Source organism: Flavobacterium sp. 25HG05S-40 (assembly GCF_052654735.1).
In genome coordinates this window covers 1,978,664-1,994,993 of record NZ_CP199750.1, presented here as the reverse complement: position 1 = coordinate 1,994,993, position 16,330 = coordinate 1,978,664, and the positions used below count along the sequence as shown (strand labels likewise).

The window sequence follows — 16,330 nt, the reverse complement described above, 5'->3', positions numbered from 1 at the left end:
TTATGCTTCTTGCCCCAAACGTTCCTGCTCTAATTTCTCCGCCAGTCGCTTTTCAATAATCGGAGTGATTAAGGTTTTACGTGGATTTTGTTTGACAAAGGGATACAGTTCTAAATCGTGCTTCATCTTGTCATTCTTGTTGGGGTATTTGTTGGTTCCCAATAAGATTTCTTTTCCGCTATCAAACAATTCCTGTTCCTTCGCAGCACTTTCACTGATTTTCTTTTGGAGGTTGCCTTCGATGAGTTGGGAAATAAAACCACCTTTGGCTTCAATCTCTTTAAACAACAGCAAGGCTTTTTCGGCTAACTGCTCGGTAACACTTTCGATGTAGTAAGCACCATCAGCAGGATTACTGACTTTATCAAAGTAACTTTCATGCTTCAATATTAACAATTGATTGCGTGCAATTCGGTCTCCGAACTCATTATCCTTATGGTATAAAGCATCATAGGGTAAATTGGCAATACTGTCTGCTCCGCCTAAAATAGCGCTCATACATTCGGTTGTCGTACGCAACATGTTGACGTTGTAGTCGTAAAGTGTTTTGTTGCGTTTGGATGGTGTAACGATGATATGACAATCGAAATCGTGGTTATATTCCTTGGCCAATGTGTTGAATAGTAGTCGTAAAGCTCTTAGTTTGGCAATCTCAAAAAAATAATTGGTTCCTACCGAAACTTCGATAATTATGGGTTGTGAGATGCTTTGAATTCGATTGAAATATTCGTTGACGTGCGCTAAAGTATACGCCAATTGCTGTACCATATTGGCACCTGCATTTTGATAAAGTCCGGCATTAATAGTTAGGCACGGAATCGTTGCTTTAGAAGCAATAGTGTTTAGTTTATCAAAATCTTTTTCCAAGTTTTCAAACCAATTGCCATCTTTGGCTAATTGTCCGACAGGGTCAACTTGTACGTAACATTGTGCCTTGTTTTGTGTTGCAAATGCATTGATTTTAGTTACGAAATCGATTGAAAGAAAGGGCAAATAAAAAAAATAGTTTGTCTTTTCCAATGGAAGATTTTGCATCAATTCTTCTACTGAAACTGCTTCGTTCTCTATGGAAAACCGTATGCTTTCAGCACCTCGATTCAGCGTGTCTAAGGCTCTTTTATTGGACAAGGCAACGTCGTGTACAAAGATGTTTTGGAGGATCTCGAAAGCTTTGGTGTTTTCCTTTACAGAAAAGGTCACTTCCGATTCATCGTTGTGATAAAACGGTTTTACTTTGATGCCTTCCAAGCTTTCCCAAACAAGGGTTTCGTTGTAGTCGGCGCCTTTTAATTCGTACTGAATTTGTTGTTTCCATTGTTTGGAAGAAACCGATTCGAACTCCTCAAATAATTGTTCAGCCATGATGGTAACTTATAAAGATTTTGATTTAGACTGCTCGTCTATAATAGAATCACCTTCAAATTCGATGATGTAAATGTCTTCGCTATCGCGTTTCATATAGTATTTTTCGCGGGCGTATTTCTCAATTTGATCTGGGTTTTTGAGTAGTTTGATGTTTTCGCTATCTTTTCTGATTTCGTCCTGATAGTATTTCTTGTTGTCTTCGAGTTCGTCCAATTGCTTGTCCAAAACCCTATGATCCATATAGGAAGTATTGTCAAGGAACAGCATCCACACACTAAAAAAAACCAACACAATAACATATCTGTTCCCGAGAACTTTCAGGATAGGGTAGGCATTGGTTAAGTTTTTAAAGTAACTCATGGTGTAAATTTAAGTAATTCTTTGATTAATTACTGCTCTTACCACATCAATAGCCACGGTGTTGTACTTATCATTTGGAATGATGATATCGGCAAAAGCCTTAGTAGGTTCAATAAACTGTTGATGCATTGGTTTTAAAGTAGTTTGATAACGATTCAATACTTCTTCCATATCTCGACCACGTTCGGCAATATCGCGCTTTAAACGTCGGATTAAACGTTCGTCAGAATCGGCGTGAACAAATATCTTAACATCAAACATTTCGCGTAACTCGGCATTGGCAAGGATTAAAATCCCTTCCACAATCATCACTTTTCTTGGATGGGTAATGATGCTGTCTTCGGTACGGTTGTGTGTTACAAAAGAATAAACAGGTTGTTCAATGGTATTCCCTTTTTTTAATTCGGTTAAATGCTTTACCAATAATTCGAAGTCGATGGCTCTTGGATGATCAAAATTAATCAAACCTCTTTCTTCAAAACTCAGATTGTTATTCTCTCGGTAATACGAATCTTGTGAAATAACGCCGACTTCCGCTTCGGGTAACTCATTAATAATCTGTTGGACAACAGTTGTTTTTCCACTTCCGGTACCCCCAGCAATTCCGATAATTAGCATATAATGTAGTGTTGTTTTTAGTTGGAACAAAAATAGAAATTATATCGGAAGTTTGAAGAGAAAAGCAAATAGAAAATAGAGAAAAGAAACAAGAGGCAAGAAAAAGATAATCAGGGAAAGAGCCAGAACTAACAAAAACTTTTTTGAAGTAGTATTCGGCCTATTTTGCATTCAGAGCAGCGGATATCTCGATTTGGTATCTGTTACCTATAAATCCTGCTGAATATTCTATTGAAATGTATTTTTTTATAAAATGTCTCCAACAAGTTGCATCGTTTTATAACAAAAGAATCCTTTCTTAATTACAGAAAGGATTCTTTAGTCGGGGTGGCAGGATTCGAACCTGCGGCCTCCTGCTCCCAAAGCAGGCGCGATAACCGGGCTACGCTACACCCCGAAAGCGTGTGCAAATATAGAATTAAAAATTAGTTCTCAAAATGTTTTTTAACAATAATCGAATCTTATTCACAAATTGTATTTAGCGATACATGTACTCACTAATTTTAGCTTTAAAAGATTTACATTTGCACCCTAAATAAATATCAAATCATGTCTGATAGTATAGAAAAAGTAAAATGTCTTATTATAGGTTCTGGTCCTGCGGGTTATACTGCTGCTATTTATGCTGCCAGAGCGAATATGTTTCCTGTTTTGTATCAGGGAACGCAACCTGGTGGGCAATTAACGACCACGAATGAAGTAGAAAACTGGCCTGGCAATCCGGAAGGGATTACGGGTCCTGAAATGATGATTAATATTATGGAGCAAGCTAAGCGATTCGGTACTGATGTTCGCGATGGTTGGGCTACTAAAGTTGATTTTTCGGGCACTGTTCACAAAGTTTGGATTAACGATACCAAGGAAATTCATGCTGATACGGTTATCATTTCTACAGGAGCTTCGGCTAAGTATTTAGGATTACCTTCGGAGCAGCACTATTTGCAAATGGGTGGTGGTGTTTCGGCTTGTGCGGTTTGCGATGGTTTCTTTTATAGAAATCAGGAAGTAGTGATTGTAGGAGCTGGCGATTCGGCTTGTGAGGAAGCGCATTATCTTTCTAAGTTGTGTACCAAAGTGACGATGTTGGTTCGAAGTGATAAATTCAGAGCCTCAAAAATTATGGAAGAGCGCGTTCGTAAAACAGCGAATATCGAAATATTGATGCACCACGATACCGAAGAGGTTGTAGGTGATGGACAAGTGGTTACTGCAGTAAAAGCAAAAAACCGTACAACGGGAGCAATTATTGAGATTCCAGCAACGGGTTTCTTTGTAGCTATTGGTCACAAACCCAATACCGATATTTTCGCTGAGTACTTAACCCTTGATGAAACGGGGTATATTGTTAATGTTCCTGGAACGTCTAAAACTAATGTAGAAGGTGTTTTTGTTGGTGGAGATGCTGCGGATCATGTATATCGTCAGGCCATTACGGCGGCAGGAACAGGTTGTATGGCTGCTTTGGATGCAGAGCGTTATTTGGCTACTAGAGAATAAGTGTATTGGCTATTGATTATAATAAAAATCCCGTCTTTTGGACGGGATTTTTTTATTTAATTCTTGATAGGTCTTTTCTTGATCATGGCACTTTCAGTAAAGCGTTTGATTTCTATTTTAGGTTCGCCGTACAAATCCATTTCGCTGTTACCCGAAGCATCGATGGTCGCCAAGTTACTGATGTTGATACTTAGTTTGGAATAGGCAGCGAGTTCTACCGTGGCATTTTTAGCCGTTAATTTTTTTCCGTTAAAATCGGAACTGTTGTCTAAGCGAAGTTTTAGATTGATGACATCGCCTTCAACATCGGCGGAAGCTTTCTGGTACACGTCAAAGCGCATATCGGGGCTAGAAATTAGGGCTTTTACATAAGCACTTTTACTTAAGTCGATTGCTGTTTTATCCGATTTTAGGTTTAACTCTATTTTCGACTTATCGTTGGCCATCAACGTGAAATTTTTGGTTTTGGCATTCAGGAATAATTTGGCGTAATCGTAGCTTTTAAAGGTTATATCATCCAAAACCACATCCGAAAGCGCTGTAACGTTGGTTTCATCTTTAGCAATAACCATATTCATTTTGTCATTGTAGGTTACACGAACACTTAGCTTCTTGTAACTAGAGATATCGCGTGATGTTGAAATTCGGAGGTTTTTGCCGGTCAGTTTATATTCTACAAACTCGATTAAATTGTCGTCTGCTTCTATTTCTAGAGCACATTCATCACCTTTTACTAAAAAGATTTCTAGATTGTCTTCTACTTCCACACTTTCAAAATTGTCGACTTGTTTTTGTTCAAGCTTGACAATCTTGGAACCTTTTACTTTTTCTTTCTTCTGCGCATAGGTCAGAACAGAGATAAAAAGGATAAATAGCGTAATTGTTTTTTTCATTTAATGGAGCTCTAGTTTTGTCAAAAATAGAAAAAAAAACATCCCGACGAAAATCAGGATGTTATATTAACTTATTCTTTAGAAACACTTCCGCCGGAACTTTCTTCTTTAGTGACTGTTTTAGGTGAAGTATCATAACTGATAGAGCTTCCGCTTGATGCTTTTCCGTTCAAACTTACGATAGGATGCACATTGGTTGAACTGCCACTTGTGGATTCTGAAACGACATCGTTAACCAATAAATTTTGAGCTTCAATAGTACTTCCACTTGAGGAATCGGTTGAAAGAGACAGCGCTTTTCCTTTTACAGTGATGGCACTTCCGCTGGAGGATTCGCAACTGATGCTCTCATACTCTAAGTCAAGATCGGCTTCACTTCCGCTACTTGAGGTTACGTCAATTTGAGTTCCTGTAAAAACACCTCTGGTTGTTACAGACGAACCGCTTGAGGTTTCAATATCGGACAATACAGGCATTTTTACATGGATATTTCTTGCAGTAGCTTCATCGATGTTTTCATCGGTAGTGATGATTAGCGTTCCGTTTTCTACTTTGGTTGTAATGTGCGATTGTAGGTTATCATCGGCTTCCACTTCTACAAAGAAGGAATCTGATTGTTCTACAATTACATTTAAACCTCGGTTTACGTCTATTTTTGAAAAATCTTTACCAACACTACGTGTTTGTCGGGTTACATTTCCGTTACCATCGATGCCATTTCCTAAATCTATTTTAGCATTACAGGAACTAAACAACAATGCTGTTACTGATACTGCGATTACTTTGGTACACACTACTGCAAACTTTACCATGATTAATTTGTTTTGATTATTACTCCGTTTTCTCCAACTGTTAGAGAGCCTTTTTTGGCTTTTTCACCGTCTGTTTTAGCCGATTTTGTTTCAATTACTGTTTTACCATTCACTTTTACCGTAACCGTTTTCACGGTGTCGTTTTCATCGATACTATTGATTTCTTCTGTTTTTATCTCATTATCAACATCATTGTAATCGTTTTCATCCGGAGGACAGTTAAGGCATCTTACCTGAGATTCTTCTACTTTATATACATAGTCTTTCGAACTAAAATGTAAATTAAAGAAATCATTAGAAGAAACATCATGATCCTGAACATTTTCGTCTGCTTTGAATAGCGTTCCTTTTGGCAAGTATAAAAACAATTCTACTTTTTGACCTCGGAACTTGTTGGTGATATCGGTCAGCAAATAATTATCTAAAATTAATTGATTTCCTTCAATTTTATAAGAATATCTGATTTTTTCTGCACGTCCGCGAGCATCAACCGCTGATTTTCCGACCGCTAAACGTTCTACTTGTAGATATGGTAAGGCTTCATCCGTTTCTAGAATTTCCAAAGAAACATTATTAGAATAAATGATCTCTTTATTGTTTTCGTCTTGTGTTAGTTTGAAATCGGTATTGTGGTATCTGCTTTTCGAATAAAAATCATTGTTTTTAAATTTGATTAACAACGTATCTGTTGGAGCCATATTGATGACTTCTTTTTTAACATCTTTACCATCGTAAGCGATTTGAGTCGCCTCTTTTATTCCGAGTGAAATCAATATACCTACAGCGATTATCCAAATTGCTAATAAACTGTATTTGATAATGCTTCCAATCGATTTTAAATTCGGCACCAATAATTTTAATCCTAGAATTAAGAAGAAGAACAATGGAATTCCCGCACCTAAAAGAAATAAGATTCCCTGAATCCATATTGGCGTTTCCAGTCCGATTGGCGTACTAATATGGTTCATAATGTAATTCTCCGGCATCGATGAGGAGAAAATCATGAAGATAGAAGCAAAGCAAACCACTAGTAATAATAGCGAGGAGAACACTACGATAATTGCCCCTAATATTTTTGCAAATGCTTTAAAAATATTGACAAAAATCTCACCAATTCCATCTGCTGCTCTAGAGGCTCCGTTTTTTACTTCGTTTCCCATTTTATCATAATCCGCATTTTTAAACTTGTTAGAAACGCTTTCAAACTCTTCTCTTACTTTACGTTCAATATTGGATATCGTAACCGGTTCTCCGGTCATTTCTAATTTTTCAGACGTGGTTAACGCTTTTGGCGTTGCAATCCAAAGTACTAGATAGGCAATTATACCAGCACCACCAGCCCAAATTAAAAGAATGAATATTATTTTTACCCAAACCGCTTCAATTCCGAAATAGTGGCCCAAACCTGTACAGACTCCGGCAATAGTGCCACGGTCTTTATCACGGTACAATTTTTTTGATTTTGTGTAAGGATAAAATGGTTCCGGTGCTTTTTCTTCCGCATCATCATCAAGACGATAATCTTCAGGCTGCCCCATTACTCCAATAACTTCGTCCACATCTTTATTATTGATGACGTGTTTGTCGCTTTTTTGTTTTTCAGAAAGTAATTCCGCCACACGCATTTCAATGTCTTTCATGATTTCATCTTTACCGGAAGAATTGGAAAGAGAACGTTTTATAGCTTCAAAATATCGAGTTAATTTTTGGTATGCGTCTTCATCAATGTGAAAAACTAAACCTCCTATATTAATATTTACTGTTTTGTTCATGACTTCTTTGATTTGATTGTTGTGATGATGTTTACGGCGTCAGACAGTTCGGTCCAAGTACCATTTAATTCTGTTAAAAATGTTTTTCCTATTTCTGTCAGGCCGTAGTATTTTCTAGGCGGGCCAGAAGTTGATTCTTCCCAACGGTAGTTGAGTAAACCGTCATTTTTGAGCCTTGTTAAGAGTGGATAAACAGTTCCCTCTACGACAAGTAATTTTGCGTTTTTTAGTGTGTCCAATATTTCAGAAGTATATGCTTCCTTATCTTTCAGAACAGACAAGATACAAAATTCTAAAACACCTTTACGCATCTGGGCTTTTGTGTTTTCAATATTCATAATACATGATTTAATTTTTTTGGATTACTACTGATTCGTTTTTTTGATTTTTTTTGCCGCTTTCTCAAAATTAGATAAAGCTTTGATGATGATTGAAACTGCTGATTGATTATTTTTCGGAAACCTGTACAATTAAATTAGATTGTTTTTCTCCGGTAAGCTTCACAAGATATTTTTCATTTTCATCCATGGTGAAGGTTAGTTTGTTTGTTCCTGCTTTTTTAAATTTTTCAGATAGGATAATTTTACTTTTTTTGTCAGTTACCGTAACGTTGATGGTATCTTCTGTTTTAAGACTGAATTTAAGATCAACGTCTACGTTTTCAAGTGCTACAATTTCGAATTGATGATTTTCGTTTTGTAACTCCGCTTGTTTCATTTGGAAGTGATTCACTTCGATACCGGTATTGTCTTGAGCTAGTAATTTTGAGGTCATAGCCAATAACATTCCTGCGATTAAGATTAATTTTTTCATTTTTTGATTGATGATTAATGATTGATGATTGATTGATTTTTATTGAGTATTTATTTGAAAAATGGAATGCTTAGTGGATATTTGTATTGCTCTCCGTTAGATGCTTTTACTGCAGCTAGTATTATCAACACAAATTCAATTACTTTCAAAACCCCAAACAAGAAGCCAGCTGTTATACCGAGTACGGCAATGCCACCAATATTCGCAAAATTGAAGTTTTCAAGAATAACATCGTTGTCATTAATTATCGCTTCCCAAGGCATGTTGTAAAAAAAAGTATATAGCAATATCGGTATTGCGATTAAACATAATAATGCGCTATATAAAAACATACTCAATTGAAAGTTCAGTACTTGCTTGCCATTAGTATCAACAAAATCCGATTCTTTTTTGGAACTCCAAATAACAATTGGAAAAATATAATTCCCAAACGGAATAATATATTGTGTTAAGGTGCTAAGATGTAAAACAGTAGCAATGTTTTTGTCATTAGTTGTTGTCATGATTTATTTTTTTAGGTTGATGATTGTAATTTTATCCAATACTATAGATAGACCATTAATTTCTTATACAAAGATACAATCAAAAAAAGGTATTATGCAATACAAAGTACTTAAATTTAACAAAATATTAACAAATAATAAATTCTTGCAATCCGTAACTTTTTTTGTAAGTTTACAGTAAAATCAAGTGTTTATGGAATTTTCTCCTTCAAAATTGAATACCTTTTTATTTTTCAAATTACCGTCTGCTTTTTGGAGCGGTGTAAGGGTAAAGGTTATTTCTAAGGAACAGTGTGTGGTTACTGTAAAGCATCGTTGGTTCAATCAAAATCCCTTTAACTCTATGTATTTTGCGGTTCAGGCAATGGCTGCGGAGTTGACGACAGGTGCTTTGGTCATGATGCAAATTAAAGAAAGTGGTAAGAAAATCTCAATGTTGGTTGCCAATAATAATGGGAACTTTACTAAAAAAGCTACGGGAAGAATCACATTTACGTGTAATGACGGTTCCATAATTAATGAAGCCATTCAGAGAACCATTGCAACAGGAGAAGGGCAAACGATTTGGATGAAATCCATTGGAGTAAATGAAAAAGGAGAACAAGTGTCTGAAATGAATTTTGAATGGAGCATTAAATTAAAGCCATAAACAAAAGTTAAACCTACTACAATTGAGTTTTAATTATGAAGCGTTGGTTGTATTTTTGATAAAAATAGACCACAAATGAAAATTTTAATTACAGGTGCAACAGGTTTGGTTGGAAAAGAATTGGTGCAACTTTTATTGTCTAAAAATCATTCTGTAAACTACCTCACTACTTCGCTCTCAAAAATTGAAAGCAAACCGAATTATAAAGGTTTTTATTGGAATCCACAGCAAGGGAAAATTGATGAGAATTGCTTGTATGAGGTTGATGTTATTGTACATCTTGCTGGAGCAACTATTGCCAAACGCTGGACTAACGCCTACAAACAAGAAATCATCGAAAGCAGAATTTTGTCAAGCGAACTGCTTTATAATCTGGTTCGGAAAACGCCTAATCAAGTAAAACAATTTGTTTCAGCATCTGGAACGGCTAGTTATCCCGAAAGTTTTACTAAGGTTTATGACGAAACTACTAAAGTGACTGAAGATAGCTTTCTGTCAAATGTTGTCAAAAAATGGGAGGAAAGTGCCAATAGATTTCAAGTGTTGGGTTTAAAAGTAGGGATACTAAGAACCGGAATCGTACTTTCTAAAGACGGTGGAGCCTTACCAGAAATGGCTAAGCCAATAAAATTAGGTTTGGGAGCCTATATGGGCAACGGAAAACAAATGCAATCTTGGATACATATCGATGATTTGGTAGCGTTGTATTCTTTTGTAATAGAAAAACAATTAGAAGGAGTGTATAACGCCGTAACCTCTAATCCGGTTAGCAATGCAAAACTGACTAAAGTGATTGCAAAAAAATTAAAAAAACCACTTTTCTTGCCGAATATTCCTCAGTTTCTCATGAAACTAATTTTAGGAGAAATGAGTTATCTCCTCTTCACCAGTAAAAAGTTAAGTTCTCAAAAGATTCAGGATTTGGGATTTGAGTTTCAGTTTCCCGAGATAGAACAAGCTATAGCTGCTATATATAGCTAAAAAAAAGTGCTGTTAATGAACAGCACTTTTTTTTACTATAATAATTCTGAATTAATAATTTTTTACAGCGGTAAGCCAACCTTGGTAGTAATATTTGTTCACTATCCATTACAAACATAGTCAAAACGAAATCGTAATAGTCTTAAAATTATATTAATTTTTTATTAAATTTTTTAGCAGCAAGTTTATAGTATCCAACAAAAATTGATGACAATTTGACATTTTTAATGAAATGGCAGTACTTTTGCTAACCAAAATCAACGCTCGAGGCCAAGCCAAATTGTTTTGAGCAAAGCGGAAAAAAAATGAAGATCAAGAATATTTTTAAAAATAAAAGCACAATGAATACTGACAATAGCGAAAAAGAATGTGAAGTAAACGAAAACACAGTAAACGAGATTGAATCGGCTGCTGAGCTGACTTTAGAAGAGCAGTTACAGGAGGATTTAGCGAACGAAAAAGATAAATTTTTACGTCTTTTTGCTGAATTTGAAAACTTCAAAAGAAGAACAGCTAAAGAGCGTATGGAGTTGTTTAAAACTGCCAACGAGGAAGTGCTTCAAGCAATTCTGCCAATATTGGACGACTTCGACAGAGCAATGGTAGAGATTTCTAAATCGGAAGACCAAGTTTTGTTAAAAGGAGTGGAATTAATCCATGAAAAACTTAAAAACACGCTAGTTTCAAAAGGCTTGGAACAGGTTGATGTAAAAGCAGGAGATGCGTTTAATGCTGATTTTGCCGAAGCTATCACACAAATTCCAGCGCCATCAAATGATTTGAAAGGTAAAATTGTTGATGTAATTGAAAAAGGATACAAGCTAGGTGATAAAATAATCCGTTTCCCAAAGGTTGTCATAGGTAATTAACAAGCTTTCACGACTGACCTGAGCCAACTATATTTTGGCTTCATTATATATTAAAAGAGATATGAGCAAAAAAGATTTTTACGAAGTATTAGGCGTTTCAAAAAGTGCTTCACCAGAGGAAATTAAAAAAGCATACCGAAAAAAGGCCATAGAGTTTCATCCCGATAAAAATCCTGGCGATAAACAAGCTGAAGAAAATTTTAAAACTGCTGCCGAGGCTTACGAGGTTTTAGGCGATGCAGATAAGAAAGCAAAATATGATCAATATGGTCATGCTGCTTTTGATGGAGCTAGTGGTTATGGTGGTGGTCATCACATGAATATGGATGATATCTTCAGTCAGTTTGGTGATATCTTTGGAAGCGCTTTCGGTGGTGGAAATTTTGGTGGTTTTGGAGGAAGTGCTGGAGGTCAGCGCAGAGTAAAAGGAAGTAATCTTCGTATTAAAGTAAAACTTACTTTAGAGGAAATTGCCAATGGCGTTGAGAAAAAAGTAAAAGTGAAACGCAAAATCCAAGCTCCGGGAGTAAAGTACAAAACGTGTACTACTTGTAATGGACAAGGTCAAGTCTTAAAGGTAACTAATACTATTTTAGGCCGAATGCAATCGGCTGCAACCTGCCATGTTTGTGGTGGAGCTGGACAAACAATTGAAAGCAAGCCTACGAATGCTGATGCTCACGGAATGATTATGGAAGATGAAACCGTTTCCATTAAAATTCCCGCCGGAGTTGTAGACGGAATGCAATTAAAAGTATCCGGAAAAGGAAATGATGCTCCAGGAAATGGAATCCCTGGCGATTTAATTGTGGCAGTAGAGGAATTGGAACACGAATTTCTAAAACGAGAAGGCGAAAATCTTCATTACGATTTATACATCAGTTTTGCAGAAGCTGCTCTAGGTGCCTCAAAAGACATCGATGCTGTAAATGGTAAAGTCCGAATCAAACTTGAGGAAGGCATTCAATCCGGTAAAATATTAAGACTTAAAGGCAAAGGAATTCCAAGCCTAAATAGTTACGGAAGTGGCGATTTATTGGTACATGTAAATGTTTGGACACCTAAAAAAATGAGCAAAGAACAACGACAGTTTTTTGAAAAATCATTGACCGATGAAAACTTTATTCCGAAACCCGAAAAAGGGGATAAATCTTTTTTTGAAAAAGTCAAGGATATGTTTTCATAGTTTAAAAAATATATTTACATTTGAATGTTACTTGGAAACAGGTAACTTCTTTTTCATAGCAATTTTTCCCATCCTTTTGTAAAAATTAGGGTGGGTTTTTTTTGGAATAATAATTCATATGTAATAAATAATAAATCGCATAAAATGATTACTTAACATTAAACTATCTTTATATTAAATATAAAATCATTTTCATGAAATGTAAACTAACCCTTGTAATAGTGTTTTACACTTTAGTGAGTTTTTCTCAATCGGGTGATTTGGATACTTCTTTTGGAGTAAACGGAAAGGTGGTTACCGGCTTTGGTTCTAGTTATAATAAAGCAGTGTCAATTGTTACACAACCTGATGGAAAAATGATTGTTGGCGGATCGTGCCAGATTTTTGATGGAAGCACCCATTTTGCTTTAGCCAGATACAACCCAAATGGTACTTTAGATGCCACTTTTGGTGCCAATGGAAAAACGGTGCCAAGAGTTTTTGAAATGCCTAATCAAGATCATGTTGAAAATAATATCCTTTCATTAGTTTTACTGGATAGCGGTAAGTTTTTAACGTTAGGTACTTATGGTATAGGTAATGCACCTTCTGGTCTTGTGATTGCCAGATTTAATACTGACGGAACCATAGATACAACTTTTGGAACAGCTGGACTAGTTATGAAAGAAAGCGGATCTGTCAAAGAAGGTTTAAAAATGCTCCCTGACGGAAAATTTATTATTATTACGGGTGATACTGTAAATTATGGTGGAAATAATATGCCAAGTGCAGCATTTGAACGCTATACTCAAGATGGTGTTTTAGATACTACTTTCGGAACTGATGGAAAAGTTGTAACATCATTTGGCAATGGCTATACCGGACTTACATCAATGGCAATTTTGCCCGATGGAAAATTTGTAGCTGCAGGATCATTTTCGCCACCCAGCCAAAACACAGTCACAATCATAGCAGCAAAATATAATGCTGACGGAAGCTTAGACACTACTTTTGATACTGATGGCAAAGTAACAACCACTTTTGGAACGGGCACTAATTCTTATGGCGTGTTTGTATCTGCAAATTCAGATGGAAAGATAACCGTTGCGGGAACGGTTTTTACTGCAAGTCAAACTATAGTTAATTTTGGACTGGTGCAATACAATCTCAACGGTAGTTTAGACACTACTTTTGATGGTGATGGTAAAGCCCTTTCGCTGATTGACGATGGTTTTTATCAAGTTAAGTCAATTAGTAAAGATGCAAATGGTAACTATTTAGTGAATTTTTCTGATGGGAATCCATCCAATTATTCGGTCATACGAAAATACAATGCTGATATTTCATTCGATGAATCCTTTGGAAGTAATGGTCAATTTAATACCCTCAACTCAGGTTATGGCATGGCTGAAAATATAACAGTAACATCAGATTCAAAAATTATTATGCTTAGAAGTTACGCTTTTGGTTTAACTAAATATAACGCCAATGGAACTTTAGACACTACTTTTGATACAGATGGAATGGTAATTACTGAATTTGAATACAGTACAGACGACTTGAAAAAAGTAGTTGTATTGCCAGACGATAAAATTATCGCTATAGGAACTTCAAGATACAGACAACCCAACAATGCCTCTTTTTCAAACATAGTTTTGTCAAGATATAATAGTAATGGTAGTTTGGATACATCATATGGGGATTTGGGAAAAGTATATTCTGTATTTGGAGAAAATGTATATACAATTATGAATGCCTTTGTTCAAACAGACGGTAAGCTTTTAGTAAATGCCTATTATTATGTTTTTCCTTCATATGATCCCATTTATGAATTAATTCGATACAATTCCAATGGTAGTTTAGATACAACTTTTGGGAACAATGGAAAAATAATTACAAGTCAAGGAGGTTTTACTGTTTTGAATCCTTCTGATGGTAAATTGTTGTTTTATAGTGTAAATTATTTGCCATCGGGAGATTATGACCACATAATTAAACGGTATAATAATGATGGAAGTATTGATACTACTTTTGGAACTAATGGTGCTGTAACTTATAATAATGGCAATAGTCCGTACGATTTAAAATTTGCACTTCAACAAGATGGAAAAATCTTAGTGTCGGGCACTTCATATTCCTCGAATTTTAACTCTCAATTTTTTACTGTCAGATATAATGATAACGGAAGTTTAGATACTACTTTTGGAACAAATGGGCAAATAACAACACCAATGCAAGGTTACGTACATTCAAATTTTGTTCAATCAGATGGGAAAATTGTTTTAGTAGGCTTGGGAGGCGCAGGCGTAGCTTCCATAAGTTATAACTCGAATGGGACTATGGACACCACTTACGGTACAAATGGAATTGCTTTTTCTAGTTTAGATAATTACAATCAAATTAATGCAATCTATTTACAGCCAGACAATAAACTTCTTGTGGCATTAAGTCAATATAATCCTCAGCAAAATCCAAATGACTTTAAAATTAAACGCATTACTGATGACGGTACTATTGATACTGATTTTGGTGGGGATAATGGTATAAATACCTCGTTTTATAATGGCTATAATGAAGCATTTTCTATTGGCTTACAATCTGATAATAAAATAATAATTGCAGGTACAACAAATAATGCTATAAACAATAATTTTGCATTGACTCGTTTAAATAATATTGTTTTAGATGTAGATGATTTTCATGAAAACGAATTGAACCTAATTATCTACCCTAATCCAGCTAAAGATATTTTAAAAATTATGACTTCAACTGAAATTGAAATCCAAGAATACCTTATTTACAATATGTTAGGAGAAATTGTTTTTAGAAGTTTTGAAAATAATTTAGCTGTAGATGTTAGTCATTTTAACTCTGGAATTTATAATCTACGGATCAAGACTGACAAAGGCACTATTACTAAGAAGTTTATTAAGGAATAAAACCTTTTTTAAACTAAATGAAATCCCATCCTTTTGTAAAAATTAGGGTGGTTTTTTTTGTAACATTCACAACTGTTTAAGGACTTATTAAGTACTTTTACAGAAAACTAAATAGAAGGATGAGCACTATACTTGAAGTAAACAAAGTAGTGAAGCAATACGGAGACTACACCGCGCTTAACGAAGTTTCTTTAACCGTTCCAAAGGGTAGCATATACGGACTTTTAGGTCCTAATGGCGCCGGAAAAACTTCCCTAATCCGAATAATCAATCAAATCACAATGCCCGATGGTGGCGAGGTTATTTTAGATGGTGAAAAACTGAAACCCGAACACGTAAGCGTAATAGGGTATATGCCCGAAGAACGAGGTTTGTACAAAACCATGAAAGTTGGGGAACAATGTCTCTATCTCGCTCAACTTAAAGGATTATCTAAAGCTGATGCCAAGCAGCAATTGGACTATTGGTTTGACCGATTGGAAATTCAAGGTTGGTGGAACAAGAAGATTCAGGAACTTTCCAAAGGAATGGCGCAGAAAATCCAATTTGTAGTGACCGTTTTACATAAACCAAAATTATTAATACTTGACGAACCTTTCTCTGGCTTCGATCCTGTAAATGCCAATTTGATTAAGGATGAAATCATCGAATTAAACAAACAGGGAACTTCTGTTATTTTTTCTACACACCGAATGGAAAGCGTAGAAGAAATGTGTGATTATATCGCGCTAATCCACAAATCCAATAAATTGATTGAAGGAAAACTAATTGACGTCAAAAAACAATTCAGAACGAATAGTTACGAAGTCGGTATTTTGAGTAATAACATTGAAGGTCTGATGTATGATTTATCGCAGAAGTTCACCTTATCTCAAACCGATTTTAAATCGCTAAACGACGAATTAAAACTGGAAATCAACTTAGGAAATGCCACGCCAAATGAATTATTGAACACGCTAGTTCAAAGAGGACAAGTGACCCATTTTGTCGAAAAAATTCCAAGTATGAATGATATTTTTATTCAAACAGTAACTAAATAGATTGTTAGATAATTAGATTTTTAGATAACTAGAATGTCTAAAAATCCAACAATC

The 16,330-nt window shown here is 35.5% G+C and carries 16 protein-coding genes and 1 tRNA gene; 7 read left to right on the top strand and 10 right to left on the bottom strand.

Annotated features, from left to right (window positions below):
• From ACULEU_RS08640 to ACULEU_RS08625, 4 genes are all read right to left on the bottom strand, one after another.
• Positions 1 to 1,362, bottom strand: coding sequence for a methylmalonyl-CoA mutase subunit beta (locus ACULEU_RS08640; RefSeq protein WP_445452201.1), 1,362 nt, complete (start codon positions 1,360 to 1,362; stop codon positions 1 to 3).
• Between the two features lie 9 nt (positions 1,363 to 1,371).
• Complete coding sequence (locus ACULEU_RS08635) at positions 1,372 to 1,725, bottom strand: FtsB family cell division protein (RefSeq protein WP_445452200.1); 354 nt, start codon at positions 1,723 to 1,725, stop codon at positions 1,372 to 1,374.
• A gap of 9 nt (positions 1,726 to 1,734) precedes the next feature.
• On the bottom strand, positions 1,735 to 2,343 hold the full coding sequence (udk, locus tag ACULEU_RS08630; protein ID WP_445452199.1) for a uridine kinase: 609 nt from the start codon (positions 2,341 to 2,343) through the stop codon (positions 1,735 to 1,737).
• 322 nt (positions 2,344 to 2,665) lie between these two features.
• A tRNA-Pro gene (locus ACULEU_RS08625) sits at positions 2,666 to 2,740 on the bottom strand.
• 152 nt (positions 2,741 to 2,892) lie between these two features.
• Between ACULEU_RS08625 and trxB the strand changes: the two genes are divergently transcribed.
• On the top strand, positions 2,893 to 3,840 hold the full coding sequence (gene trxB / locus ACULEU_RS08620; protein ID WP_445452198.1) for a thioredoxin-disulfide reductase: 948 nt from the start codon (positions 2,893 to 2,895) through the stop codon (positions 3,838 to 3,840).
• Between the two features lie 56 nt (positions 3,841 to 3,896).
• On the opposite strand, the gene ACULEU_RS08615 is transcribed toward trxB, so the two are convergent.
• From ACULEU_RS08615 to ACULEU_RS08590, 6 genes are all read right to left on the bottom strand, one after another.
• The gene (locus ACULEU_RS08615; protein WP_445452197.1) at positions 3,897 to 4,733 is read right to left on the bottom strand and encodes a GIN domain-containing protein; all 837 of its coding nucleotides are present in this window, start codon (positions 4,731 to 4,733) and stop codon (positions 3,897 to 3,899) included.
• Positions 4,734 to 4,804: 71 nt separating this feature from the next.
• Positions 4,805 to 5,545, bottom strand: a complete 741-nt coding sequence (locus tag ACULEU_RS08610) for a head GIN domain-containing protein (RefSeq protein WP_445452196.1) — start codon at positions 5,543 to 5,545, stop codon at positions 4,805 to 4,807.
• A gap of 2 nt (positions 5,546 to 5,547) precedes the next feature.
• A complete protein-coding gene (locus tag ACULEU_RS08605) occupies positions 5,548 to 7,317 on the bottom strand; it encodes a PspC domain-containing protein (RefSeq protein ID WP_445452195.1) in 1,770 nt (589 codons plus the stop codon).
• The gene (locus ACULEU_RS08600) at positions 7,314 to 7,655 is read right to left on the bottom strand and encodes a PadR family transcriptional regulator (RefSeq protein ID WP_445452194.1); all 342 of its coding nucleotides are present in this window, start codon (positions 7,653 to 7,655) and stop codon (positions 7,314 to 7,316) included. The genes ACULEU_RS08605 and ACULEU_RS08600 overlap by 4 nt, the downstream gene beginning before the upstream one ends.
• A gap of 109 nt (positions 7,656 to 7,764) precedes the next feature.
• Complete coding sequence (locus tag ACULEU_RS08595; protein WP_445452193.1) at positions 7,765 to 8,130, bottom strand: hypothetical protein; 366 nt, start codon at positions 8,128 to 8,130, stop codon at positions 7,765 to 7,767.
• Between the two features lie 50 nt (positions 8,131 to 8,180).
• Positions 8,181 to 8,633 carry a DUF4870 domain-containing protein gene (locus ACULEU_RS08590; protein WP_445452192.1) on the bottom strand — a complete coding sequence of 151 codons (453 nt, stop codon included), beginning with the start codon at positions 8,631 to 8,633 and terminating at the stop codon, positions 8,181 to 8,183.
• A 193-nt stretch (positions 8,634 to 8,826) separates the two neighbouring features.
• Here ACULEU_RS08590 and ACULEU_RS08585 point away from each other — a divergent pair, with 193 nt between their 5' ends.
• The 6 genes from ACULEU_RS08585 to ACULEU_RS08560 all read left to right on the top strand — a co-directional run bounded on the left by ACULEU_RS08585 (position 8,827) and on the right by ACULEU_RS08560 (position 16,276).
• Entirely contained in the window at positions 8,827 to 9,282 is a 456-nt protein-coding gene (locus ACULEU_RS08585; RefSeq protein WP_445452191.1) for a DUF4442 domain-containing protein, read from the top strand.
• A 75-nt stretch (positions 9,283 to 9,357) separates the two neighbouring features.
• Positions 9,358 to 10,263, top strand: a complete 906-nt coding sequence (locus ACULEU_RS08580) for a TIGR01777 family oxidoreductase (protein ID WP_445452190.1) — start codon at positions 9,358 to 9,360, stop codon at positions 10,261 to 10,263.
• Positions 10,264 to 10,568: 305 nt separating this feature from the next.
• Positions 10,569 to 11,132 carry a nucleotide exchange factor GrpE gene (locus ACULEU_RS08575; protein WP_445452189.1) on the top strand — a complete coding sequence of 188 codons (564 nt, stop codon included), beginning with the start codon at positions 10,569 to 10,571 and terminating at the stop codon, positions 11,130 to 11,132.
• 61 nt (positions 11,133 to 11,193) lie between these two features.
• The gene (dnaJ, locus tag ACULEU_RS08570; RefSeq protein WP_445452188.1) at positions 11,194 to 12,318 is read left to right on the top strand and encodes a molecular chaperone DnaJ; all 1,125 of its coding nucleotides are present in this window, start codon (positions 11,194 to 11,196) and stop codon (positions 12,316 to 12,318) included.
• A 194-nt stretch (positions 12,319 to 12,512) separates the two neighbouring features.
• On the top strand, positions 12,513 to 15,236 hold the full coding sequence (locus tag ACULEU_RS08565; protein WP_445452187.1) for a T9SS type A sorting domain-containing protein: 2,724 nt from the start codon (positions 12,513 to 12,515) through the stop codon (positions 15,234 to 15,236).
• A gap of 119 nt (positions 15,237 to 15,355) precedes the next feature.
• Entirely contained in the window at positions 15,356 to 16,276 is a 921-nt protein-coding gene (locus ACULEU_RS08560; RefSeq protein ID WP_445452186.1) for an ABC transporter ATP-binding protein, read from the top strand.
• The last annotated feature ends 54 nt before the right edge of the window (positions 16,277 to 16,330 follow it).

Excerpts from the sequence above, each read along its gene's own strand:
- ACULEU_RS08590 (WP_445452192.1), bottom strand. The coding sequence starts at position 8,633 with ATGACAACAACTAATGACAAAAACATTGCTACTGTTTTACATCTTAGC.
- ACULEU_RS08595 (WP_445452193.1), bottom strand. The coding sequence starts at position 8,130 with ATGAAAAAATTAATCTTAATCGCAGGAATGTTATTGGCTATGACCTCA.
- trxB (WP_445452198.1), top strand. The coding sequence starts at position 2,893 with ATGTCTGATAGTATAGAAAAAGTAAAATGTCTTATTATAGGTTCTGGT.
- ACULEU_RS08580 (WP_445452190.1), top strand. The coding sequence starts at position 9,358 with ATGAAAATTTTAATTACAGGTGCAACAGGTTTGGTTGGAAAAGAATTG.
- ACULEU_RS08585 (WP_445452191.1), top strand. The coding sequence starts at position 8,827 with ATGGAATTTTCTCCTTCAAAATTGAATACCTTTTTATTTTTCAAATTA.
- ACULEU_RS08575 (WP_445452189.1), top strand. The coding sequence starts at position 10,569 with ATGAAGATCAAGAATATTTTTAAAAATAAAAGCACAATGAATACTGAC.
- ACULEU_RS08635 (WP_445452200.1), bottom strand. The coding sequence starts at position 1,725 with ATGAGTTACTTTAAAAACTTAACCAATGCCTACCCTATCCTGAAAGTT.
- ACULEU_RS08610 (WP_445452196.1), bottom strand. The coding sequence starts at position 5,545 with ATGGTAAAGTTTGCAGTAGTGTGTACCAAAGTAATCGCAGTATCAGTA.
- ACULEU_RS08600 (WP_445452194.1), bottom strand. The coding sequence starts at position 7,655 with ATGAATATTGAAAACACAAAAGCCCAGATGCGTAAAGGTGTTTTAGAA.
- udk (WP_445452199.1), bottom strand. The coding sequence starts at position 2,343 with ATGCTAATTATCGGAATTGCTGGGGGTACCGGAAGTGGAAAAACAACT.
- ACULEU_RS08560 (WP_445452186.1), top strand. The coding sequence starts at position 15,356 with ATGAGCACTATACTTGAAGTAAACAAAGTAGTGAAGCAATACGGAGAC.
- ACULEU_RS08615 (WP_445452197.1), bottom strand. The coding sequence starts at position 4,733 with ATGAAAAAAACAATTACGCTATTTATCCTTTTTATCTCTGTTCTGACC.
- dnaJ (WP_445452188.1), top strand. The coding sequence starts at position 11,194 with ATGAGCAAAAAAGATTTTTACGAAGTATTAGGCGTTTCAAAAAGTGCT.
- ACULEU_RS08565 (WP_445452187.1), top strand. The coding sequence starts at position 12,513 with ATGAAATGTAAACTAACCCTTGTAATAGTGTTTTACACTTTAGTGAGT.
- ACULEU_RS08605 (WP_445452195.1), bottom strand. The coding sequence starts at position 7,317 with ATGAACAAAACAGTAAATATTAATATAGGAGGTTTAGTTTTTCACATT.
- ACULEU_RS08640 (WP_445452201.1), bottom strand. The coding sequence starts at position 1,362 with ATGGCTGAACAATTATTTGAGGAGTTCGAATCGGTTTCTTCCAAACAA.